This window comes from Agromyces mediolanus (genome assembly GCF_023715325.1).
GTDB classification, from domain to species: domain Bacteria; phylum Actinomycetota; class Actinomycetes; order Actinomycetales; family Microbacteriaceae; genus Agromyces; species Agromyces mediolanus_A.
In genome coordinates this window covers 226,638-247,797 of the sequence record NZ_JAMBNX010000001.1, presented here as the reverse complement: position 1 = coordinate 247,797, position 21,160 = coordinate 226,638, and the positions used below count along the sequence as shown (strand labels likewise).

The 21,160-nt window shown below is 72.4% G+C and carries 22 protein-coding genes and 1 tRNA gene; 11 read left to right on the top strand and 12 right to left on the bottom strand.

Going from position 1 to position 21,160, the window contains the following annotated elements; all coding sequences use genetic code 11:
• Window positions 1–39: 39 nt before the first annotated feature.
• From M3147_RS01205 to mscL, 3 genes are read left to right on the top strand one after another with little or no spacing between them, the layout of a single operon-like run.
• Window positions 40–618, top strand: coding sequence for a 5-formyltetrahydrofolate cyclo-ligase (locus M3147_RS01205; RefSeq protein ID WP_251201708.1), 579 nt, complete (start codon window positions 40–42; stop codon window positions 616–618).
• A gap of 32 nt (window positions 619–650) precedes the next feature.
• Window positions 651–968, top strand: coding sequence for an FmdB family zinc ribbon protein (locus M3147_RS01200; RefSeq protein ID WP_251201707.1), 318 nt, complete (start codon window positions 651–653; stop codon window positions 966–968).
• 48 nt (window positions 969–1,016) lie between these two features.
• Window positions 1,017–1,454 carry a large conductance mechanosensitive channel protein MscL gene (gene mscL / locus M3147_RS01195; RefSeq protein WP_251201706.1) on the top strand — a complete coding sequence of 146 codons (438 nt, stop codon included), beginning with the start codon at window positions 1,017–1,019 and terminating at the stop codon, window positions 1,452–1,454.
• A 93-nt stretch (window positions 1,455–1,547) separates the two neighbouring features.
• Here mscL and M3147_RS01190 read toward each other — a convergent pair whose 3' ends face one another.
• Window positions 1,548–1,784 (bottom strand): hypothetical protein, encoded by a 237-nt coding sequence (locus M3147_RS01190; protein ID WP_251201705.1) that lies wholly within the window; start codon window positions 1,782–1,784, stop codon window positions 1,548–1,550.
• A gap of 11 nt (window positions 1,785–1,795) precedes the next feature.
• Window positions 1,796–5,548 (bottom strand): AAA family ATPase, encoded by a 3,753-nt coding sequence (locus M3147_RS01185; RefSeq protein ID WP_251201704.1) that lies wholly within the window; start codon window positions 5,546–5,548, stop codon window positions 1,796–1,798.
• Window positions 5,549–5,651: 103 nt separating this feature from the next.
• Between M3147_RS01185 and M3147_RS01180 the strand changes: the two genes are divergently transcribed.
• Window positions 5,652–5,957, top strand: coding sequence for a rhodanese-like domain-containing protein (locus tag M3147_RS01180; RefSeq protein ID WP_251201703.1), 306 nt, complete (start codon window positions 5,652–5,654; stop codon window positions 5,955–5,957).
• Window positions 5,958–6,137: 180 nt separating this feature from the next.
• Here M3147_RS01180 and ald read toward each other — a convergent pair whose 3' ends face one another.
• A complete protein-coding gene (ald, locus tag M3147_RS01175) occupies window positions 6,138–7,235 on the bottom strand; it encodes an alanine dehydrogenase (RefSeq protein ID WP_251201702.1) in 1,098 nt (365 codons plus the stop codon).
• A gap of 130 nt (window positions 7,236–7,365) precedes the next feature.
• Here ald and M3147_RS01170 point away from each other — a divergent pair, with 130 nt between their 5' ends.
• Window positions 7,366–7,869 (top strand): Lrp/AsnC family transcriptional regulator, encoded by a 504-nt coding sequence (locus M3147_RS01170; RefSeq protein WP_251201701.1) that lies wholly within the window; start codon window positions 7,366–7,368, stop codon window positions 7,867–7,869.
• A 9-nt stretch (window positions 7,870–7,878) separates the two neighbouring features.
• Here the strand turns inward: M3147_RS01170 and M3147_RS01165 are convergent, their stop codons facing one another.
• Complete coding sequence (locus M3147_RS01165) at window positions 7,879–8,946, bottom strand: ATP-dependent DNA ligase (RefSeq protein WP_251201700.1); 1,068 nt, start codon at window positions 8,944–8,946, stop codon at window positions 7,879–7,881.
• 77 nt (window positions 8,947–9,023) lie between these two features.
• Window positions 9,024–9,096: transfer RNA gene (locus tag M3147_RS01160), tRNA-Arg, on the bottom strand.
• Window positions 9,097–9,181: 85 nt separating this feature from the next.
• Between M3147_RS01160 and M3147_RS01155 the strand changes: the two genes are divergently transcribed.
• Window positions 9,182–10,210 carry a lactonase family protein gene (locus M3147_RS01155; protein WP_251201699.1) on the top strand — a complete coding sequence of 343 codons (1,029 nt, stop codon included), beginning with the start codon at window positions 9,182–9,184 and terminating at the stop codon, window positions 10,208–10,210.
• A gap of 10 nt (window positions 10,211–10,220) precedes the next feature.
• On the opposite strand, the gene M3147_RS01150 is transcribed toward M3147_RS01155, so the two are convergent.
• From M3147_RS01150 to M3147_RS01135, 4 genes are all read right to left on the bottom strand, one after another.
• Complete coding sequence (locus tag M3147_RS01150) at window positions 10,221–11,063, bottom strand: CHAP domain-containing protein (RefSeq protein WP_251201698.1); 843 nt, start codon at window positions 11,061–11,063, stop codon at window positions 10,221–10,223.
• 153 nt (window positions 11,064–11,216) lie between these two features.
• The gene (locus tag M3147_RS01145) at window positions 11,217–11,735 is read right to left on the bottom strand and encodes an HNH endonuclease (protein WP_251201697.1); all 519 of its coding nucleotides are present in this window, start codon (window positions 11,733–11,735) and stop codon (window positions 11,217–11,219) included.
• Between the two features lie 324 nt (window positions 11,736–12,059).
• Window positions 12,060–12,824 (bottom strand): C40 family peptidase, encoded by a 765-nt coding sequence (locus tag M3147_RS19455; RefSeq protein ID WP_251201696.1) that lies wholly within the window; start codon window positions 12,822–12,824, stop codon window positions 12,060–12,062.
• Between the two features lie 329 nt (window positions 12,825–13,153).
• Window positions 13,154–13,846, bottom strand: coding sequence for a metal-dependent transcriptional regulator (locus tag M3147_RS01135; RefSeq protein ID WP_251201695.1), 693 nt, complete (start codon window positions 13,844–13,846; stop codon window positions 13,154–13,156).
• Window positions 13,847–13,920: 74 nt separating this feature from the next.
• Here M3147_RS01135 and serC point away from each other — a divergent pair, with 74 nt between their 5' ends.
• Window positions 13,921–15,036: a phosphoserine transaminase gene (gene serC / locus M3147_RS01130; RefSeq protein ID WP_251201694.1), complete on the top strand. Its 1,116-nt coding sequence runs from the start codon at window positions 13,921–13,923 to the stop codon at window positions 15,034–15,036.
• A gap of 2 nt (window positions 15,037–15,038) precedes the next feature.
• Entirely contained in the window at window positions 15,039–15,302 is a 264-nt protein-coding gene (locus M3147_RS01125; RefSeq protein ID WP_251201693.1) for a DUF2530 domain-containing protein, read from the top strand.
• Here the strand turns inward: M3147_RS01125 and M3147_RS01120 are convergent.
• Window positions 15,272–16,003, bottom strand: a complete 732-nt coding sequence (locus tag M3147_RS01120) for a DUF3027 domain-containing protein (protein WP_251201692.1) — start codon at window positions 16,001–16,003, stop codon at window positions 15,272–15,274. The genes M3147_RS01125 and M3147_RS01120 overlap by 31 nt on opposite strands.
• On the bottom strand, window positions 15,996–16,376 hold the full coding sequence (locus M3147_RS01115) for a cold-shock protein (RefSeq protein ID WP_189083866.1): 381 nt from the start codon (window positions 16,374–16,376) through the stop codon (window positions 15,996–15,998). The genes M3147_RS01120 and M3147_RS01115 overlap by 8 nt, the downstream gene beginning before the upstream one ends.
• A 107-nt stretch (window positions 16,377–16,483) precedes the next feature.
• On the opposite strand from M3147_RS01115, the gene M3147_RS01110 reads away from it, so the two are divergent.
• The 3 genes from M3147_RS01110 (at window position 16,484) to M3147_RS01100 (ending at window position 20,348) form a co-directional block, all read left to right on the top strand.
• Complete coding sequence (locus tag M3147_RS01110; RefSeq protein WP_251201691.1) at window positions 16,484–16,756, top strand: hypothetical protein; 273 nt, start codon at window positions 16,484–16,486, stop codon at window positions 16,754–16,756.
• Between the two features lie 8 nt (window positions 16,757–16,764).
• Window positions 16,765–18,633 carry a helicase-associated domain-containing protein gene (locus M3147_RS01105; protein ID WP_251201690.1) on the top strand — a complete coding sequence of 623 codons (1,869 nt, stop codon included), beginning with the start codon at window positions 16,765–16,767 and terminating at the stop codon, window positions 18,631–18,633.
• 68 nt (window positions 18,634–18,701) lie between these two features.
• Window positions 18,702–20,348, top strand: a complete 1,647-nt coding sequence (locus tag M3147_RS01100) for a DNA repair helicase XPB (protein WP_251201689.1) — start codon at window positions 18,702–18,704, stop codon at window positions 20,346–20,348.
• 21 nt (window positions 20,349–20,369) lie between these two features.
• On the opposite strand, the gene M3147_RS01095 is transcribed toward M3147_RS01100, so the two are convergent.
• A complete protein-coding gene (locus tag M3147_RS01095; protein WP_251201688.1) occupies window positions 20,370–21,122 on the bottom strand; it encodes a pyrimidine reductase family protein in 753 nt (250 codons plus the stop codon).
• Window positions 21,123–21,160 lie beyond the last annotated feature (38 nt).

The following is a 21,160-nucleotide window of genomic DNA, read 5'->3' as shown; positions in this document are numbered from 1 at the left end:
CAAGCCTATCCGACCGCCCCGCTGTCTAGGATGTTGAGCATGCCCGACGATCCGGACGTCCAGAAGCGCATCCTCCGCGCCGAGCTCCGCGAGCGCCGGCAGAACCGCTCGAACCACGAGCGCGAACTCGCGACCGAGGGCTTCACCGCCCGGCTGCAGGAGCTCGTCGCCCAGACCGGGGCCACGTCCCTCTCCTGCTACCTGTCGATGCCGAGCGAACCGAACACCCGCCCCTTCGTGAACTGGGCCGAGGCGCAGGGGCTCAGGGTGCTCTTCCCGGTCACCCGGGAGGACGGCCTGCTCGACTGGACGGTCGGCGAGGACGACACCGAGCAGCTCGGCCTGCACGGCACCCCCGAGGCGGTCGGCGAGCTGCTCGGCCCGATGGCGATCAACGACGTCGACCTCATCGTCGTCCCGGCCGCGGCCGTCGATGCGAGCGGCATGCGGCTCGGTTGGGGCCGCGGCTACTTCGACAAGACCCTCGGTTCGATGGCAAAATGCCCTCCGGTGTACGCCGTCGTCTTCGAGAGCGAGTTCGTCGAGCGGGTTCCGCACGAGCTCCACGACCAAGGCGTGAACGGCGTCGTCACCCCCACCCGCATCGTCGCCTTCTGAGCGACGAGGCCCCGCACCATCCGGAGATCCCCATGCCCACCTATTCCTACCGCTGCACCGAGTGCGGGAACGCCTTCGACATCCACCAGGCGTTCAGCGACGACGCGCTGACGGTCTGCGAGGTCTGCGGCGGCAAGCTGCGCAAGCTCTTCAACACCATCGGGGTGACGTTCAACGGCTCCGGCTTCTACCGGACGGACTCCCGCTCGGCCGACGGCGGCGGTTCCCAGAAGGCCGCCGCCCCCGCCGGCTCCGGCTCCGGCGGCACCCCGTCCAGCGGCAGCGCGCCCGCGAAGTCCGGTTCGACGAGCAATGGAACGGGCGGGAGCACCTCCACGGCATCCGCCTGAGCCTGCGTTATCGTGGCGACGACCAGTCCACCCCGGAGGGAGCGAGCCATGATCAAGGGCTTCAAAGAATTCATCATGCGCGGCAACGTCATCGACCTCGCCGTCGCGGTCGTCATCGGCGCCGCGTTCACCGCCGTCGTGAACTCGATCGTCGAGCACCTCATCAATCCCCTGCTCGGCTTGCTCTTCAAGGCCGACAGCCTGAACAACGCGCTCGTCTGGGAGGTCGGCGACGCGAAGTTCTCCTTCGGCGCGATCATCGGCGCGATCATCTCGTTCCTCGCCGTCGCGGCCGTCGTGTACTTCGTCTTCGTGATGCCGATGAACCACTTCAAGGAGCGCGCCGAGGCGAAGCGTAAGGCGGGACAGCCCGACCCCGAGACGCCCGAGACCGAGCTCGACGTGCTCGCCGAGATCCGCGACCTGCTCGCGGCGCAGAACGGCGGCGCACCGGCACCGGGCGGCTCCGGCCGGCACAGCGGCTGACCTCCTCCGTTCGACGCCCGTCGCGCTCACCGAGCGCGGCGGGCGTCGCCGTCTCCGCCGGGTCCGAGGAGCCACTCCTCGGAGGCGGGACGCTCACCAGTGCGGCGGACGCTCCCTGGTGATCCGCTCGTCGTCGGGACTCTTCGCCCCGCTTCGGCCCCGCTCGACCGGCGACTCCGGCGCGGGGTCGCTGCCCGGAGCCGGCGTGAGCTTCGCCCGCCGCGCTCCCCGCGCGCGGACGACCCGCTGACGCGGCGCGTCGGCCGCCTCGCCGCGCTCGTCGGCGGGACCCTCGCGCTGCCCTTCGGGGCCGGGCCCGGAGCCGCTCATCGTGGCGACCGTCACCGCTGCGCGGCGGCCCGGCGCGGGCTCGGCTTGCCGAGCAGCGTCGCCACCCGCTCGGCCACCGCGTCGGGATTGCTGAACAGCTCGAAGCTGTGCACGCGGAGGTAGTGCCAACCGAGTCGTCGCAGCACCTCCGGACGGAGGCGCAGCGACTCCCGGAGGCTCATGCCGTCGAGCGAGGCATCCGTCTCCACCACCACCGCTTTGCCGGCGTTCGCCGCCGCGAGGGCGAGGCTGCCGCGGTGGCCGACGCTCACCCGGATGCCCCGACGCTCGAGCCGCGCGCCGAGATCGGCGAGCATGGCGTCGTCGGTCTCCGACTCGACGGGGGCGGCCTGCCGCTCCTCGGTCTGCGCGAGCACGTTCGCGAGGGCGAGCACGCCGTGCGACTGCCGATCCTCGTCGATGTGCTCGGGCCGGAACGCCGACACGATGTCCATCGAGCGACGAGCGCGCGTCATGCCGACCGCGAGCAGCCGGTCGCCGCCCGGCTCACCGAGGGCGCCGAAGTTCGACAGCAGGCGGCCGTGCGGCGTGCGACCGTAGCCGACCGAGAAGATCACCCGGTCGCGGCTCTGGGCGACGGCCTGCTCGAGCGTGAGCACGGTGAACGGCTCGGCCCGGTCCTTCAGGATGAAGTCGGAGAGATCGCTGCGCTTCGTGAACGCGGCGAGCACCGCCTGATAGACGCGCGAGGCGTGCCGCTGGCTCGCCGTGATCACCATGAGCGACTCGCGAGGCCGCTTGACGGCGTGCTCCATGACGAGCTCGACGACCTTCGCCACCTCGGTGTCGATCGACTCGACGGTCCCGGTCACCGGGTCGGGCAGACCGTTCCCCGGCACGTAGTGCAGGCCCAGGCTGCCATGACCGAGGAAGCTGCCCGCCCACGGCATCGACACGATGCGCCCGCCGTAGAACCAGGTGTTCACGAGCTCGGCGAGATCCTCGCCGCCCGCGCGGTAGCTGCGGGTCAGGGTCATCGTCGGCAGCAGCTCGCCGAGCCTCGCCAGTGCGGAGTCCGCGTGCGCCGCGTCGACGCCGTGCGCGGCCTCGCCCGGCTGATCGCGGTCGAAGATACCCGTCTCGAACAGCGTCGGCGTCTGCGTGACCGGATCGCCGAAGGCGACGATCTGCTTCGCCCGCCGGATCGCCCCGAGGTTCTCGGCGATCGTCGTCGCGCCGGCATCCACGAGGATCACCGTGTCGAAGCCGATGCCGTCGTCGATCGTGGGCACCTCGTACGGCGAGGCGAGCCAGACCGGAGCCAGCACCCGGAACAGGGTGGGCGCCTCCAGCTGCAGCTGCGCGGACCGCATGCGGTCGCTGCGCAGCAGCTTCTTCAGCCGCTCGGCCTCGTCGGGGTGATCGACGAGCGCGACCTTCCAGTTCTCGGCCAGGCGCCAGGCGGCGAGCGGCCCGGCGGCGGCGGCGTGCGCCTCGTCGACGAGCCGGAAGTCGGCCTCCAGCCGGTCGAGCACCGTCGTGTTCGCGCCGAGCAGCGCCTTCTCGCGCGCGAGCATCGTCTCCAGGACCGACTGCCACCAGGCGAGCTCCAGCTCCGCCGCCACCCGGAGCTCCGGCACGTGCCGCTTGGAGAGGTCCAGCAGGAGCGGGTCGAGGCCGAGGTCGCGCAGTCGCGAGAGCAGGGCGGTGCGCTCCTGCAGGTTCAGCAGCACCTCCGACTCCTCGGCGAGCCCGGAGAGCGTCGACTGCAGCTCGCGGATCGGCCGGGCGGCGAGCTGTCGCGGCGTTCCGGCGACGCCCAGCGGCCCGTCGAGCGAGGCGAGGTCGGCCGCCACCGTCCGGTACGCGACGTGCACGTCGTCGATGCCGGCCGGCACGCCGGGGATCGCGCCCGCTTCGGAGTATCGCTGCCACAGCGTGCGCTGCTGCTGGATGCCGCGGAGGGCGGCGTTCAGATCGGAGACGTGCACACCCGGTCGCAGGAACTCGGTCGCGTGCCGGCGGAGTCGGCGGCGGTTCGCCGCACTCATCCCCTCCGAATCGCGCCGGGAGCCGGTCGCCGCGATGAGCTCGCCGAGCGGCCGGTCGTAGACCGAGGGCTGGAACTTGTCGAGCGTCTCGCGGACGTCGAGCAGCAAGCGGAGGAAGACCCCGAGCTCGGCCACCGACTCGAACGGCCGCAGCCGAGTCTGGGCGATGAGCGCGCGGCCCCGTTCGAGCAGCCGCGGCACCTCAGTGCGATTCAGGCGCTTCGCGAGCTCGTGGGACTGTGCGGCATCCTCGGAGGTCGAGAAGGAGGCGCCGTACCAGGGCGAGTCGCCCGGTCCGTAGCGGAACTCCCCCAGCGCGGCAGCACGGGCGAGATCCTGCGCGGCGCGCGTGCGGTCGCCCGAGAGCGCGACGAGCGCCGCGTGGTCGAGGCGCGCCGTGGTGTCGGGCGCCGCCGGCAGCGCCGCGAGATCGGCGAGCGCGGTCAGCGCCTCGAGCACGGACGCGCCGAACTCGGGGTCGCGCCGGGTGAGCGCGGCGCGGTAGTCGAGCAGGACCTTGCGGAGCCGGACGAGCGCATCGTCGACGTCGGTGACTCGGGGTCGCTCGGCCTTCTCGTTGCGGGAGATCGATTGGATGAGCTCGCGCCGCAGCCCAGCGGTCGTGACCGCCATGCCACCGAGGCCGACCTGTCCGAGGCGGTGCGCGATGCCGTCGAGGCTCGCCTTCCGGGCGCCCGCGACGAGCACGCGCTTGTCGGCGGCGACGAGGGCGCCGATCGCGTTCACGATCGTCTGGGTGCCACCGGTGCCGGGGAGGGTCTTCACGACGATCGAGGCGCCCGCGGCGATCGCGGCGACGACCTGCTCCTGCTCCTGGTCGGCGTCGAGCAGCAGCACGTCGGTCGACGGCGGCCGCTCGTCCTGGGGAACGGGGCGCGGCAGCTCCGGCAGCGCGGCGAGCGAGGCCCGCGCGGCCTTGTTGCCGGCGATCGCATCGACGACGGGATGCCCCGTGCCGTCCGCGTCGGCGGCGAGCGCGGGCCCGACCTCGGCGAAGGAGGAGACGACGAGACGCGGCGCGACGCTGAACCACGGCAGGTGCGAGGTCAGGCCGCGCAGGCGGTCGATGACCGGCTGCGGCTTGAACACGCCGTTGGTGATCGCGAGCGCGACGAAGGCGTCGGCGTCGAGCGTGATCTTGAACTGCTCGTGCAGCTCGCGGGCGAGCGCCGGGTTGAGGAACGGCTGCCCTTTGAGCTTCAGCTCGAAGTCGCGGCCGTAGCGGCGGATGGCGAGGGGCCGGAGCAGCACCGGGGCGGTGTACTCCTGGCCGTTGTGCCGCCACGACGCGAGCCCGATGGCGAGGTGCACCGATTCGATGCCGCGCACCGAGCGCAGCTCGATGCCCTTCTGGGTGATCTCGGCGGCGGCCAGGCGCGCGTTGCGCAGGGCGAGCTCGTCGCGGATGAGGCTCGACAGCAGCGTCGACTTGCCGGTGATGAACTGCGGCAGCCCGCCCGGGTGCGTGGTCGAGAGCTCGATGCGGGTGCGCGGCGTGTCCTCGAAGCGCACGAGCGGCGAGCGCCCGCCTGCCGCGCGCAATTCCTCCTGCCACCGTCGCCAGGTGGGTTCCGCGACATTGCCCGCCACGAGTGCGGGATCACCGAGGCTGAGGCTCGTGGGCCGCCCGGCCTCGTGGGGAACGGGGTCGGGGGTGAGCTCGTCGGCCGCGGCATCCGTCTCGCGCGCGAGCAGTCGCTCGTCGCCTTGGTCGCGTTCCAGCCGTTGCACACGGCCACCTTATGTCGCCCCTCGCGGAATTCCCCGCAGCGACGCCCGGAACCTCGGGTTTGCCGCGTCTCGGGTATCGTGACGAGGGTCGAGAGGCCGATCCATGCAGTCCAGCTCCCCTGCCGAGGTGCACGCCGCGGCCGATGCCTACCTGATCGATGTCCGCGAAGCCCAGGAGCTCGCGCAGGCCCGCGTCGAAGGCGCCCATCATCTGCCGCTCGGCGAGCTCGTCGCCCGACTCGACGAGGTGCCCCGCGATCGCACGGTCTACGTCATGTGCCACGTCGGCGGCCGCAGCGCCCAGGCGGTGCAGTACCTCGAGCAGCAGGGCATCGACGCGGTGAACGTCGAGGGCGGCATCCTGGCCTGGTACCAGAGCGGGCTGCCGGTCGTGCTCGGCGAAGGCTAGGTCACGCCGCCGGCACCGAGGCATCGTCCCGAACGGACGGATGCCCCGACCGCATCGTGTGCAGTCGGGGCATCCGGTCGCGGCGGGCACTGGGAGTCGGCCCGCCGCGACGTTCCGTCACCCCTCGCGACCGCGTGAAGCGGTCGATCGGCTGCGAGGGGCGAGGCGGTTCGGCGCGGCTCAGCGCGCCTGGTACTCGAGGCCGAGGGCGACGGCGACGGGCTCGTTGGTGAGCTTGCCCGCGGTCGCGTTCAGGCCCTTGGCGAGCGCCGGGTCGGCGTCGAGGGCGGCCTCCCAGCCGAGGTCGGCGATCTTCAGCGCGTACGGCAGGGTCGCGTTGGTGAGGGCGGGGGCCGAGGTCGCGGGCACCGCTCCGGGCATGTTCGCGACGCAGTAGAAGATCGCGTCGTGCACCTTGAAGGTGGGGTCGGCGTGCGTCGTCGGGCGCGAGCCCTCGAAGCAGCCGCCCTGGTCGATGGCGATGTCGACGAGCACGGCGCCCGGCTTCATCGTGGCGACCATCTCGTCGGTGACGACCTTCGGCGCGGCGGCGCCCGGGATCAGCACGGCGCCGACGACGAGGTCGGCGTCCTTCACCTGGCGGGCGATCTCGTAGGGCGAGGACGCGAGCGTCTTGATCCGGCCCTGGTAGCGCGCGTCGATCTCGCGGAGCTTCGGCAGGGAGATGTCGAAGACGGTGACATCGGCGCCGAGGCCGAGCGCGGTCGCCGCGGCCTGCTCGCCCGCGACGCCGCCGCCGATGACGACGACCTTCGCGGGGCTCGTGCCGGGGACGCCCGCGAGCAGCACGCCGCGGCCGCCCTTCGAGGCGTGCAGCGACGCGGCGCCCACCTGCGGGGCGAGTCGTCCGGCGACCTCGCTCATGGGGGTGAGCAGCGGCAGCGAACGGTCGGCGAGCTGCACCGTCTCGTAGGCGATCGCCGTGACGCCGGAGGCGAGGATCGCCTCGGTCAGCGGCCGGTCGGCGGCGAGGTGCAGGTAGGTGAAGAGCGTGAGGTCGCTGCGGAGGAAGCCGTACTCCGGAGCGATCGGCTCCTTCACCTTCAGGACGAGCTCGGCGCTCCAGGCCTCTTCGGCGGTCGCGACGATCGTCGCGCCGGCCTCGCGGTACTCCTCGTCGGTGTAGCCGGCACCGGTGCCGGCCCCCGCCTGCACGTCGACGCGGTGGCCGCGCTGCGCGAAGGCGTGGACGCCGGCCGGGGTGATGGCGACGCGGAATTCGTTGTTCTTGATCTCAGCGGGCACGCCGATGTGCATTTCAGACTCCGAATGCTATTGGGTGGGTACCCTCAATGGTCACCGCTTATTCGTTCAAACGGAAGCTGCTCCGAACAGAATTCGGTAGACTGGTGATTTCAAGGTCATTCATGCGTTCTGGAGGGTGTTCATGGCCGAGGCGCCGCAGATCCGCGACCAGGGACCGGTCGTGCTCGACGAGGTCGACCGCGCGATCATCGCGCGGCTGCACGAGAACGCCCGCACCCCGAACATCGACCTGGCCCGCTCGGTCGGCATCTCGCCGTCGACCTGTCTCGCCCGGGTCCGCTCGCTGCGCGAACGCGGCGTCATCACGCGCTACACGGCGGAGATCGACCCCGTCGCCCTCGGGCTCACCCTGCAGGCGCTCGTGAGCGTCCGCATCCGCCCGGGCGCGCGCCACCTCATGGAGCAGATCTCCGACGAGCTCCGCCGCGAGCCCGAGGTGGCGCAGCTGTTCTTCCTCGGCGGCACCGAGGACTTCCTGATCCACGTCCGGGTGCGCGACAGCGACCACGTGCGGCAGTTCGTGCTGAAGAACCTCTCGGCCAACCCGGCGGTCGCCCTGACCGAGACGAACCTCGTGTTCGAGCACCACACCGCCCTGTCGGCGGGCATCGGCGTCGTCCTCTGAGCGCGGCCGTCAGCCCCTGAGCGGCAGGATCTCGCCGAGCTCGAGCGCCCCGGGCACCTCGAGCTGGCCGTAGCCGCAGCTCTCCGGGTCGCGGTCGGACCGCCAGCGCCGGAACTGCGCGGTGTGGCGGAAGCGATCGCCCTCCATGTGGTCGTAGGCCACTTCGACGACGAGCTCGGGACGCAGCGGCACGAACGACAGGTTCTTGCCCCCGCTCCAGCGGCTCACCGCGCCCGGCATGCGCGTCTGCTCGTGCGCCGCCTGGTCGGCCCACTCGCCCCACGGATGCCGCGAGAGATCCGTCTCGACGAGCGGCTCGAGCTCGCCGACGAGTTCGGCCCGCCGCGCCATCGAGAATGCGGCGACCACGCCGACGTGATGCAGCCGGCCGTCGTCCCCGTAGAGCCCGAGCAGCAGTGAGCCGACGACGTCCCCGCTCTTGTGCCAGCGGAAGCCCGCGACGACGCAGTCGGCCGTGCGCTCGTGCTTGATCTTGAACATCGCCCGCTTGTCGGGCTGGTACGTGCCGTCGAGCGGCTTCGCGACGACCCCGTCGAGGCCCGCCCCCTCGAAACGCTCGAACCAGTCCCGGGCGACGTCGAGGTCCGCCGTCGCCGGCGTGACGAAGACGGGATCGGATGCCTCGGCGAGCGCGGCCTCGAGCCGGCGCCGCCGCTCGCCGAACGCGGTGCCGGTCAGATCTTCGTCGCCGAGCGCGAGCAGGTCGAACGCGACGAACGACGCGGGCGTCTCCCCCGCCAGCAGCTTCACCCGGCTCGCCGCGGGGTGGATGCGCTGCTGCAGGGCCTCGAAGTCGAGCCGCCCGTCGCGCACCAGCACGATCTCGCCGTCCACGACGCACCGCTCCGGCAGCTCGCGGCGCAGCGCCTCGACGAGCTCGGGGAAGTACCGGGTCATCGGCTTCTCGTTCCGGCTGCCGAGTTCCACCTCGTCGCCGTCGCGGAAGACGATCGTGCGGAACCCGTCCCACTTCGGCTCGACATGCCCGACGTCGGGGATCTCCTTCACCGACTTCGCGAGCATCGGCGCAACGGGCGGCATCACCGGCAGGTCCATGCGACCCATCATGCTCCCGCTGGGCGAGCGGCACCAGGCGTCTTGAACGGCCGAGCGATCGCGAAGGGGCGGGAGAGTGCCCCCGACAGGACTCGAACCTGCGACGCACGGTTTAGGAAACCGACGCTCTATCCTCTGAGCTACGGGGGCGGCCTAGCGAGTCTACCGGCTCGCGATAGCCTGACGATCGGCGCACGCGCGCCCTGAGCGCGGCCCCGCCGCGGAACGGAGCAGCATGAGCGGCGAGCCGACGGTCTTCTGGGTGGGCGCCTCGACCTCCGGCGGGCTCGGCGCACCGGCTCGTGGCATCCGCCGGCTCGAGGTGGACGGCGCCGGCGCCTGGCGCCTCGGCGAAGCCGTGCAGGTCGGCGAGAACCCGATGTTCCTCGCGCTCCGCGACGAGCGGATCGTCGTCTCGCACGAGCTCGCCCCCGGCGGTATCTCGGTGTGGGCGGCGGGAGACGACGCCGAGACGCTGATCCCGCTCGCTCCGCTCGGCGTCGCCGACGGCGACCCGTGCCACGTCGCCTTGAGCCCCGGCGGTCGCTGGGCGCTCGCCGCGAACTACTCCGGCGGCTCGGTCACGGCGCACCCCGTCGACGGCCTCGGTCCGGCGGCTGCCGCCGCCCGCTCGACGTTCACGGGCAGCGGGCCCGTACTCGACCGGCAGGGGTCCCCCCACCTGCACCAGGTGGTCTTCGACGGCGGACTCGCACTCGCTCCCGATCTCGGTGCCGACCGCATCCGGCTGCTCGAGCTCGACGAGGCCACCGGCTCGCTGGCCGCCGTCGGCGAGATCGCGGTGCACGCCGGCGCCGGCCCCCGGCATCTCGTCGTGACCGGTCGTCGCGCGCTCGTCGCGAACGAACTCGACCGCACCGTCTCGGTCGTCGACCTCGACGCGCGCACCGAGCTCGGCTGGTACCCGGTCGACGCGCGGATCGCGTTCCGCGGCCTCGGCGTCTCGGCCATCCGCCTCACCCGGGGCGGGGTCGTCCTCGTCGGCGACCGCGACGCCGACGCGCTCGCCGGGCTCCGCCTGGATCGAGACACCGGCACCCTCGTGCACGTCGCGAGCGTGCCGACCGGCGGCATCCATCCCCGCGACCTGGAGCTCACGCACGACGAGCGGTTCGCGCTCGTCGCCGATCAGGGTTCCGACTCGATCGCGATCGTCGCCCTCGACGCCGAGGGCGTGCCGCAGGAGCTCGTCGACACCGTGCCGACGCCCGCGCCGGCGTGCCTGGCCCGGCTGCCGCGCTGACGGGGGCCGGTCAGGCGGGCGGGTAGAGGTACAGCGCCTCGCCCGCCGGGATGGTGCGCCGGTGGTACGAGTGGTCGGAGTTCTGGTTGTACTCCTCGAGGTTCACGCTGCCGTCGCCGTTGATCGACTGCACATAGGCCACGTGGTTGTACGGGAACCAGGCGACGGCCCCGACGACGGGCGTCGAAGAGGTCGGCCAGCCCTTCTCGGCCCAGGCGTCGGCCCAGGCGTACGCGCTGCCCGAGGCGAGGTTCGACCAGTCCCACTTCCACGGGGCGCTCGTGACGCCGGCGTCACGATTCAACCGCCAGGCGACGAAGTCGACGCACTCGCGGTAGTAGTAGCGCAACGGCGAGAGCCCGCCGCCGTAGTCGTCGGGCAGCTGGTCCCACCAGGGGTAGTCGTCGCCCTCGGCCTTCACCGTGTACACCGCGTAGTTGCCGTTGGGGGTGCGCGACGCGAGCTCGGCGGACCAGGCGGCCTGCTCCGCGGCGGCGGCGTCTCGCGCCTGACGATCGATCTCTTCCTTCGTGGTGACCGCGTAGCTGTCGGCGGCGACGCCGGCCTTGTTGACGAGGCCCGGCACGATGAGGTCCTGCGCCTGGCTCTGCGTGAGGCTGTAGCTCGCGCTGCTCGCGTACTCGTCGCTGCTCGGCATCATGGCGTACGCCGGGATCGCCACGGTGCCGATGATGGCGGGTACGGCCACGACGGCGCCGAGGACGCGCAGCGGGCCACGACGGCGAACGCGCCCGTCGGAGACGCTCGCCCCACGGGGGCCGGAGACCGGGGAAGCCGATTGCCGTCCTGCGCGCGGCCGCTCGATCGCGTCGCGCGTGGTGTCACCGTTCACGTGATGTTCCTCCGGATCCCGCGCAGAGGGACGCGGGGTGGTCTCGGGCGACCGGAGGGCGTGTACCGCACCGGACTCGTACCACCATAGGGCACACCGCACGCGATGTCACGATCCGATCACGGACCGTCGCGGGCCGGCCCGGATGGGGGCTCACCCGGCGAGCAGCGCGGGCTGCGGCATCGAGCCGAGGTACTGCGCCCACTCCGGGTGGCGCGTCGACCAGAGCCCCGCCCTCGCCTGCGGCGTGGGCACCGGTTCCGTGAGCTCGAACGGGAGTCGCCAGCCGATCTCCGCAAGCATCTTGTCGGCCTTCTTGTGGTTGCAGCGCCGGCAGGCGACGACGACGTTGCCCCAGCTGTGGCCGCCGCCGCGGGAGCGCGGCACGACGTGGTCGAGCGTGTCGCCGTAGTCGCGGCAGTACGCGCAGCGATAGCCGTAGCGCTGCAGCGCCGCGCGACGGGTGAGCGGAACGGGGCGGAGCGGGATCCGGACGTAGTGCTGCAGCAGCACCACGCTCGGCACGGCGTACCGCGCCGACCGCGAGTGCAGCCAGCCCTCGGCCGCCTCGACGACCGAGGCTTTGCCGTTCAGCACCAGGAGCATCGCCCGGCGCATCGGGACCACGGCGAGCGGTTCGTAGCTCGCGTTCAGGATGAGGGTGCCGCTCATGACGTCACCTTTCGTACGGGGCCGGGTGGCTTCCGGCCGCGGGATACGGGACGGCGGATCGAGACCGTCGGGGGTCGCCGGAAACAAGAACGGGCACCGTCCAGAGGACGGTGCCCGTTCGGCGCGCTAGCGCTCAGGTGGCTCGGCTGATGACTCGGCCGTTGGTGGAAGTGCGCGCGCGCGTTCCTGGCATGGACGCGCTCACGCTGCACCATCGGCCTCCCCGTTCGGTTCGGTTCGTCAGGCCTCCAGCGTACGACAGGAAACGGCGCGCAGGATGCCTCCGGCGCGCCGTTTCCCTCGGGCGGTCACCCGATGTTCATCTCAGATGCCGATGCGCACGATCGAGTAGTCGCTGGTCCAGATCGGCTGCACCCGCACCGACGCACCCTCATAGGGGGCGTGCAGGATCATGCCGCCGCCGGCGTAGAAGCCGTCGTGTCCCGGCATGATGACGAGGTCGCCCGGCACCGCGGCCGCCTCGGAGATCGGGGTGCCCATGGCGCCCTGCCCGGCGGAGGAGTGCGGCATCGAGACGCCGAACTGCGCGTAGACGTACATGATGAAGCCGGAGCAGTCGAAGCCGGCCGGCGTCGCGCCGCCGTAGACGTACGGCACCCCGATGTACTGCGTCGCCACGTTGTAGACGCTCGCGAGGTCGAAGTTCGGGTACGGCGGGCTGGCGAGCAGCTCGCCGACGGAGGGGCCGTCGTACGACGCCGCGTACGAGGTCATCGCCGTCTGCGCGGCCTGCCGCGCGGCCTCCGCCTCGGCCGCCTCCTGGATCGAGGCGCCGGTGGTGACCGCCAGGGTGTCCTGCGAGACCGGAGCGGCCGAGGCATCCGCGTCGACCGCGACGGACTGCGGGTCGGCCTTCGTGAGCGCGGCGCTCGCACTCGTGGCGAACTCCGGGTCCTCGCTGCCGGGCGCGAAGGCGTAGGCGGGGATCGCCAGGGTGCCGACGAGTCCGGCCGAGATCGTCATGACGACGAGGTTGGCGACCCCACCGCGGCGGAGCCTGCGGGTGGAGATCGTCGAGACCGGCGCGATCGCCGTCTCGGAATCATCCGCCCGGGTCTTCGCCTGCACGATGGCCTTGGTCGCAGCTTTGCTGACGCGACCGCCGGGAAGGCGACGCTTGGGGGAACGAGCCAAAACACTACCTCCGTCGCCCACGGCCGGAAACGGCGTTCCACCTGGCTGCGCCGGAGCGCGTCACGGGTTTCAGGATCGAGCGGTGGACATCGGGGGCGTCTCGATCTCGGTTCCACCGTCTGGCTTCGCGCCGGTGGACTCGAACGAGGATACGCGAGGCCCCGGGCGATGTCACATTCCGGTCACGACGGAGCCGGACTCACAGCGGATCCCAAGCTCCGGGCCCGGCCTGGTGCGGCGAGGGCGCGGCGGCCGTCGGCCGCTCAGTCGCCGATGAACAGGTGCGCGGCGACCTCGACCGGGAGCTCCAGCCCGCCCTCGACGTCGTCGACCTGCACGAGCACGTAGCCGCCGTTCACGCTGAACGTCGCTCGCGCCCCGGGCATGATGCCGGCCTGCTTGAGCTGCGCGAGCAGCTCGGGATCGAACTGCACCGGCTCACCGAGGCGGCGGACGACGCCCCGGATGGGCTCCGTCGTGTCGCCGAGCGCCTGCACGAGGTTGCGCACGCCCGTCATGAACGGTGCCGCGGCGGGCACGCCGAGCTCCTCGAGACCGGGGATCGGGTTGCCGTAGGGCGACTCGGTCGGCTGGCCGAGGAGCTCGATGAGCCGACGCTCGACCTGCTCGCTCATCACGTGCTCCCAGCGGCACGCCTCGTCGTGCACGTACTCCCACTCGAGCCCGATGACGTCGGACAGCAGGCGCTCCGCCAGCCGGTGCTTCCGCATGACGTGCACGGCCTTACTGCGCCCCTCGGGCGTGAGCTCGAGGTGCCGGTCGCCGGAGACGACGACGAGCCCGTCCCGCTCCATGCGGGCGACGGTCTGCGAGACGGTGGGACCGGAGTGGCCGAGGCGCTCGGAGATGCGCGCGCGCAGCGGCACGATGTTCTCCTCCTCGAGATCGAGGATGGTGCGGAGATACATCTCCGTCGTGTCGATGAGGTCGGTCACGCTGCTTCCTCCCCGTGTCGTCACAGCCCGCCTTCCAGCCTAGTGGGCTCGCCGCCATCGATAGACTCATCGGCATGCCGAGCCTCGTGATCCCCGCTGCACTCCTGCCCGCCGACGGTCGATTCGGCTGCGGCCCGTCGAAGGTGCGCCCCGAGCAGCTCGCCCACCTCGCCGAGTTCGGCCCCGCCATCCTCGGCACCTCCCACCGCCAGGCGCCGGTGAAAGACCTGGTCGGCCGCGTGCGCTCCGGGCTCTCGGAGCTGTTCTCGCTGCCCGAGGGCTACGAGGTCGTGCTCGGCAACGGCGGCTCGACCGCGTTCTGGGACGCCGCCGCGGCCTCGCTCATCGAGCGCCGCGCGCAACTCGCCTCCTTCGGCGAGTTCGGCGCGAAGTTCGCCAACGCTGCCGCCGCCCCCTGGCTCGAGGCGCCCGACGTGCGCACGGCCGCACCCGGCGCGAGCGCGCGCCCCGAGGCGCTCGCCGGCATCGACGTGTACGCCTGGCCGCAGAACGAGACCTCCACCGGGGTGCAGGCCCCGGTCCGCCGCGTCGCCGGAGACGACGGCGCACTCACCGTCGTCGACGCGACGAGCGCCGCGGGCGGCATCGCCGTCGACCCGAACGAGTTCGACGTCTACTACTTCGCCCCGCAGAAGAACTTCGCTGCCGACGGCGGGCTGTGGTTCGCCATCCTCTCCCCCGCCGCCCTCGACCGGGTGGAGCGCATCGCGGCCTCGGAGCGGTACATCCCCGAATTCCTCTCCCTGAAGAACGCGGTCGACAACTCGCGCCTGAACCAGACGCTGAACACGCCCGCGCTGGCCACCCTCCTCCTGATGGAGAACCAGATCGACTGGATGAACGCCTCCGGCGGGCTCGCCTGGGCCGATGCCCGCACCCGCGAGTCGTCCTCGGTGCTGTACGACTGGGCGACGGCCTCGCCGGTGGCGACGCCCTTCGTCGCCGACCCCGCCGACCGCTCGCAGGTCGTCGTCACGATCGACTTCGACGAGGCCACGGATGCCTCGGCGATCTCGAAGGCGCTCCGGGCGAACGGGATCGTCGATACGGAGCCCTACCGCAAGCTCGGCCGCAACCAGTTGCGCATCGCGACGTTCACCGCGATCGAGCCCGACGACGTCCGCGCCCTCACCTCGGCGATCGACTACGTGCTCGGAGAGCTGGGCTGACGATGCGCCTCTGGCTCGCCGAGCACGAGCGCCGCCCGGACCCGGCGCCCGCCCGTGCCGACGCGCGGAAGGCGCTGCTCGTCGGCACGATCGCCTGGCTCGTCGCGCTGGGGGTCGTCCTCGCCTTCGGCGAGGGGATCGATCCGCGGGCGCGGGCGCTGCTGGTACCGACGACGGTGATCGGCGCCGCACTCGGCGTCGTCGGCATCGCCGCCGTGCAACTGCTCAGGCGACGTCAGTCGCGCTCGTCGTCGTCCTCGTCGTGAGCGTCGTCGTCGTCGGAATCGTCGTCGTCCGACGCGTCGTCGTCGGAGTCGCCGTCGTCGTCTGACGCGTCGTCGGGCTCCTCGCCCAGCGCGTCGATCTCGATGCCGTCGAAGGCGTCGTCGTGATCGTCGAACTCGTCGTCGTCCGCCTCGTCGTCGTCATCGTCATCGTCGTCTTCGGCGTCGTCGTCTTCGGCATCGTCGAGCTCGTCGTCTTCGTAGTCCTCGGACTCGACATCGGCCTCGTCGTCACCGGCCAGCGCCGCCGTCTCCGCCGCGGCCGCCTGTGCGGCCCGGTAGTCGGCGAGCCGCTCGGACCACGGCACCCACTCCGGCGCGAGCAGGGCCTGCTCCCCCGGCATGAGCTCGGTCTCGAGCACGGTCGGCTCGGCATCCTCGACGCGGGCGATCGTGACGCTCCAGTGCCAGCCGGGGTAGCCGGCCAGGTCTGCCGCGAAGAGCAGCGTCAGCACGTGCTCGCCCTCGACGAGGTGCCCCACGACCGACCCGACGGTCTCGGGCGGCGTCACCTCGAGCAGCGCGCGCTGGGCGAGGGCGGCCGAGGCGAGCAGCACCTCGTCGGCGGCGAGCGGCTCGACGGGCGACACCGGCTCCTCGACCGCCTCGGCCTGGGTCTCGGCGGGTTCGAGCGCGGTCACCGGCTCGGCCGGGGTCGTCTCAGTCTCGGTGGGCTCAGGCATCCAGCTCGTCAGCCACCTTCCGCAGCAGCGTCGCGATCTGACGGCCGCGCGCCTTGTCGGGGTACCGTCCGCGGCGCAGATCGCTGCCGGCGGCGTCGAGCCACTTCACCAGGTCTTCGACGACGACGGCCATGTCGTCGGCGGAGCGTCGGTTGATGCGGGCGAGGCTCGGCGGCGTCTCGAGCACCCGGACCGAGAGCGCCTGCGGGCCGCGCTTGCCGTCGGCGATGCCGTACTCGACCTTCGAGCCCGCCCGGACCACGGCGCCGGCGGGGAGGGCGGAGGCGTGCAGGAAGACCTCCTGGCCGTCATCACCACTGATGAAGCCGAACCCCTTCTCCTCGTCGTAGAACTTGACCTTGCCGCTGGGCATCGCGTGACCTCGCTCGTGTCCATGCGGGCGCACCGGAACTCGTCGCCCTCCGGTCCCCAGTCTAGTTGCGGCCGACGCTCTCGGCTCGCGCTGGCTATCCTGGGAGGGTGAGCACCGATCGCCCCACCTCCGAGAACCGCCTCGAGCGCGTGCTCGCCTTCATGGTCGCCGGCTCGGTCGGCCTGTCGGTGCTGTGCATCTTCGCCGTGCTGATCGCCACGGCCGCCGGCGCCGGCGCCGGTGACGGCTTCAGCCGCGGCATCTGGCCGGTTGTCTTCTTCATCCCGGTCGTCGGCCTCCCCCTCGGCTTCCTCCTGCTCGTCGTCCTCCTCATCCTCAACGCCGTGCGCCGCTCGCGCGAGGCGCGAACCGGGAGCTGAGCGGGCCTATGCTGCAGCTCGCCGCACAGCTCCGGGGCATGGGCCGCGACGAGCTGCGCGACGCGCTCGCCCTCCGCGAGTTCTCGACCGACGGCATCTCGGACCTCTTCGACCTCGCCGAGGCGCTCCTGCACCAGGACTCGCTCGATCACGTCGTCGGGCGCCTCGACCGGCCGCACCTCGCCGTGCTCGCCGCACTCGCCACGGCCGAACACCAGCTCGACGAGGTGGCGCTCGCCGAGCGCGTCGCCGCGCTGGGCGCCCCGGCGGAGTTCCAGCGCCGGCTGCCCGGCCTCCTCACGGGCCTCCGGGCGCGCCTGCTCGTCGTCGACGCCGAGGGCGGCCCGCCCGGTGCGCTGCACGTCCCCGCCGCGATCGTCGCCCGGCTCGCGCCTCGCCTCGGTGAAGACCTGCCGAGCGTCGAGGCCCTCCTCTCGCCCGCCCCGCCCGTGCTGCAGGCGGTCGACGAGGTCGACCGTTCGCTGCTGGCTCGTCGCGCGTCCGAGCAGGCCTACGCGACCGTCGCGGCCACCGCCGAGCTCCTCGCCGCGCTCGGCGCCCAGCCGGCTCGAGAACTCGCGAAGGGCGGGCTCGCGCTGCCCGACGCACGCCGCCTCGCGGAGGTCGCCGGTGTCGCCCTCGACGAGGTGCCGCGCCTGTTCGGCCGGGCCGTCGAGGCCGGACTCGTCGTGCGCGACGGCGCCTACTGGCTCGAGTCCGACGCGGGCGCGAACTGGTCGCTGTCCGGACCGACCCGGCGGTGGGCCGCCCTCGCCGAGTGCTGGCGCGAGCGCGTGCCGCCGGCACTCCGCGAGCTCGTGACGCGCCGCAGCGAGACGCTCTCCGCCGCCGCGTTCCGCGAGGACGTCCGCTGGCTCTACCCGGTCGGTGGCGAGTGGCTCGATGCCGGCCTCGCCCGGCTCGCGGGCGAGGCCGAGGCGCTCGGCCTCGCCGTCTCGGGCGAACCGGTCGAACCCGGCCGGCTCGTGCTCGGCGGCCGGCTCGACGAGGCGGCCGCGCTCCTCGGCGCCCACTTCCCCGCGCAGGTCGACCGGGTCTACGTGCAGCACGATCTCACGATCGTGTCGCCGGGACCGCTCGAACCCGCGCTCGATGCCCGGCTGCGTGGCTTCGCCGACGTCGAGGGCCGCGACCTCGCCTCGAGCTACCGGGTCACGGCCGCCTCCGTGAACCGCGGGCTCGCCGCAGGCGAGAGCGCCGACTCGATCCGGGAGTTCCTCGGCACGCTGTCGCTCACCGGCATCCCCCAGCCCCTTGAATACCTCGTCGCCGAAGCCGCCGCGCGCTTCGGCGCGGTGCGCGTCTCGGTCGCCGACGACGGCGATGCGCCCGCGAAGAGCTCCGTCCGCTCGGACGACGAGCAGCTCGTCGGCACGCTGGAGGTCGACCAGTCCTTGAGCGCGATCGGACTGCGGCGCGTCGGCCCGCACCGCCTCCTCTCCAGGTTCGCGCCGGACGTCGTGTTCTGGGCCCTCTCCGACGCCCGCTACCCGGTCGCCGCGGAAGATGCGGAGGGCCGGATCCTCCGGCTGCAGCGGCACCGACTCGCGCCGACCCCGACGCCGGCACCGGCGGGCGATCCGGTCGGCAAACTGCTCGACGTCCTCCTCGCCGCACCCACCGACGGCCCGGCGACCGAGCAGGCCTGGCTCGCCCGCCAGCTCGAAGCGGCGGCGCGGGCGAAGGAGACCCTCACCGTGACGGTCCGGATGCCCGGCGGCCAGACCGCCGACTACCTGCTCGCGCCCGCGAGCGTCGCGAACGGACGCCTGCGCGCCCGCGACCGCAAGGCCGACATCGAGCGCACGCTGCCGATCTCCGCGATCGCCTCGGTCGCCCCGGCGCCCGAGTTCTGAGCGCGGACCGCGGCCGATCCCGGCGGACCCCGCCGAGGGAGCCCGGATCGGGCGTAGACTTGACGGTCATGTCAGACGGCCCCCTCATCGTGCAGAGCGACCGCACCGTGCTCCTCGAGGTCGCGAACCCGCTCGCCGAGGACGCGCGGCACGATCTCGCGGTCTTCGCGGAGCTCGAACGCGCCCCCGAGCACATCCACACGTACCGGATCACGAGACTCGGCCTCTGGAACGCGCGAGCCGCGGGGCACACCGCCGACGACATGCTCGGCACGCTCGAGCGCTACGCGAAGTTCCCCGTGCCGCAGACGGTCTCGGTCGACATGCGCGAGACCGTCGGCCGCTACGGCCGGCTCGTGATCGACCGCACCGACGACGGCGAGCTCCGCCTGCGCAGCGACGACCTCGCGGTGCTCACCGAGGTCGTCGGGGCGAAGCGCATCTCGCCGTTGATCGGTGCGCGCATCGACGAGACGAGCTTCCTCGTGGAGCCGTGGGCCCGCGGCCAGCTGAAGCAGGAGCTCGTGAAGCTCGGCTGGCCCGCCGAGGACCTCGCCGGATACACGCCGGGCACGCCGCACGTCATCGACCTCGCCGAGAACGGCTGGCACCTGCGCGACTACCAGCAGAAGGCGGTCGACAACTTCTTCGACGGCGGCTCGGGCGTCGTCGTGCTCCCCTGCGGCGCGGGCAAGACGCTCGTGGGCGCGGGCGCCATGGCCACCGCGAAGACCACCACGCTGATCCTCGTGACGAACACCGTCTCGGCGCGGCAGTGGCGCGACGAGCTGCTGCGCCGTACCAGCCTCACCGCCGAGGAGATCGGCGAGTACTCCGGCCAGATCAAGGAGATCAAGCCGGTCACGATCGCGACGTACCAGATCCTCACCGCGAAGCGGAAGGGCGAGTACGCCCACCTCTCGCTGCTCGACGCCCTCGACTGGGGCCTCATCGTCTACGACGAGGTGCACCTGCTGCCGGCGCCCGTCTTCAAGCTCACGGCGGAGCTGCAGGCCCGTCGCCGCCTGGGGCTCACCGCCACGCTCGTCCGCGAGGACGGCCGCGAGGGCGACGTGTTCAGCCTCATCGGCCCGAAGCGCTTCGACGCCCCGTGGAAGGAGATCGAGGCCCAGGGCTTCATCTCGCCCGCCGCCTGCTACGAGGTGCGCATCGACCTGCCGCAGTCCGAGCGGCTCGCGTACGCGGCATCCGCCGACGACGAGCGCTACCGACTCGCCGCGACCGCGCCGGCGAAACTCGGCGTCGTGAAGCAGCTCGTCGAGCGGCACGCCGGCGAGCGCATCCTCGTCATCGGGCAGTACCTCGACCAGATCGACGAGCTCGCCGAGACGCTCGGCGCCCCGCAGCTCACGGGCGCCACCCCGGTCGACGAGCGCGAGCGCCTGTTCCAGGAGTTCCGCGACGGCCGCACCCCCGTGCTCGTCGTCTCGAAGGTCGCGAACTTCTCCGTCGACCTCCCCGAGGCGACCGTCGCGATCCAGGTCTCGGGCTCGTACGGCTCCCGCCAGGAGGAGGCGCAGCGGCTCGGCCGGTTGCTCCGCCCGAAGGAGTCGGGGCTCTCCGCGAACTTCTACACCCTCGTCGCGCGCGACACGGTCGACCAGGACTTCGCCCAGAACCGGCAGCGCTTCCTCGCCGAGCAGGGCTACTCGTACACGATCCTCGACGCGCACGCCCTCGACGCGGCCGCCTGAGCCCGGAGGGCGGACGTCCGCCTAGCGGGCCCGGGCGTACCTGAGCAGCAGCAGTTCCCCCGCGGGAAGCGCGTGCACGAGGCGCATCCGCCGGGTGTGCTGGGTGAGGCCCTGCGCGATGCGCCCGGCGCTCCCGGAGACGAGGAGGGGGCTGAGGCTCAGGCAGAGCTCGTCGACGAGGTCGGCGTCGAGGAGCGCGCCGAACAGGTGCGGACCGCCCTCGCAGAGGACCTGCGGCATGCCGCGCGCCGCGAGGGCGTCGCGCACGCGCAGCGGGTCCACGCGGTCGGCTCCGCAATCGACGAGCTCGGCCACCTCGGCGAGCGCCGTCCGACGAGCCGGATCGGCTGCCTCATGGGTGAGCAGCAGGGGCCGCGCCTCGGCCTCGGCGAACACGGGGTCGTCCGGGTCGAGCTCGAGCGCCGAGGACACGATCGCGACGCGCGGGGCGTCGGGCAGGCCGTGCTCGCGCCGCCAGTCGCGGTTCGCCGCGCGCAGCCGGAGGCCGCCGTAGCCCTCCGCCCGGACGGTGCCCGCCCCGACGAGCACGACGTCGGCGAGCGTGCGCAACACCCCCATCGCGAGCCGGTCGGCGGGGTCGCCGAGCCCGCCGCTCCGTCCGTCGAGGGTGACGGCGCCGTCGAGGCTCATCACGAAGTTCATCCGGATCTGGATCTCGCGCCGGTAGTCGACCTCGCGGCCGGCGATCCGCCGCACCGGGTGCCGGTAGTGGGGCTCGACCCAGCCCAACGGTCGAGTCGGGGAGGCAGGCATACCCCGAATCGTAGCCGGGTGCGGCGGCGCGCTCGTCA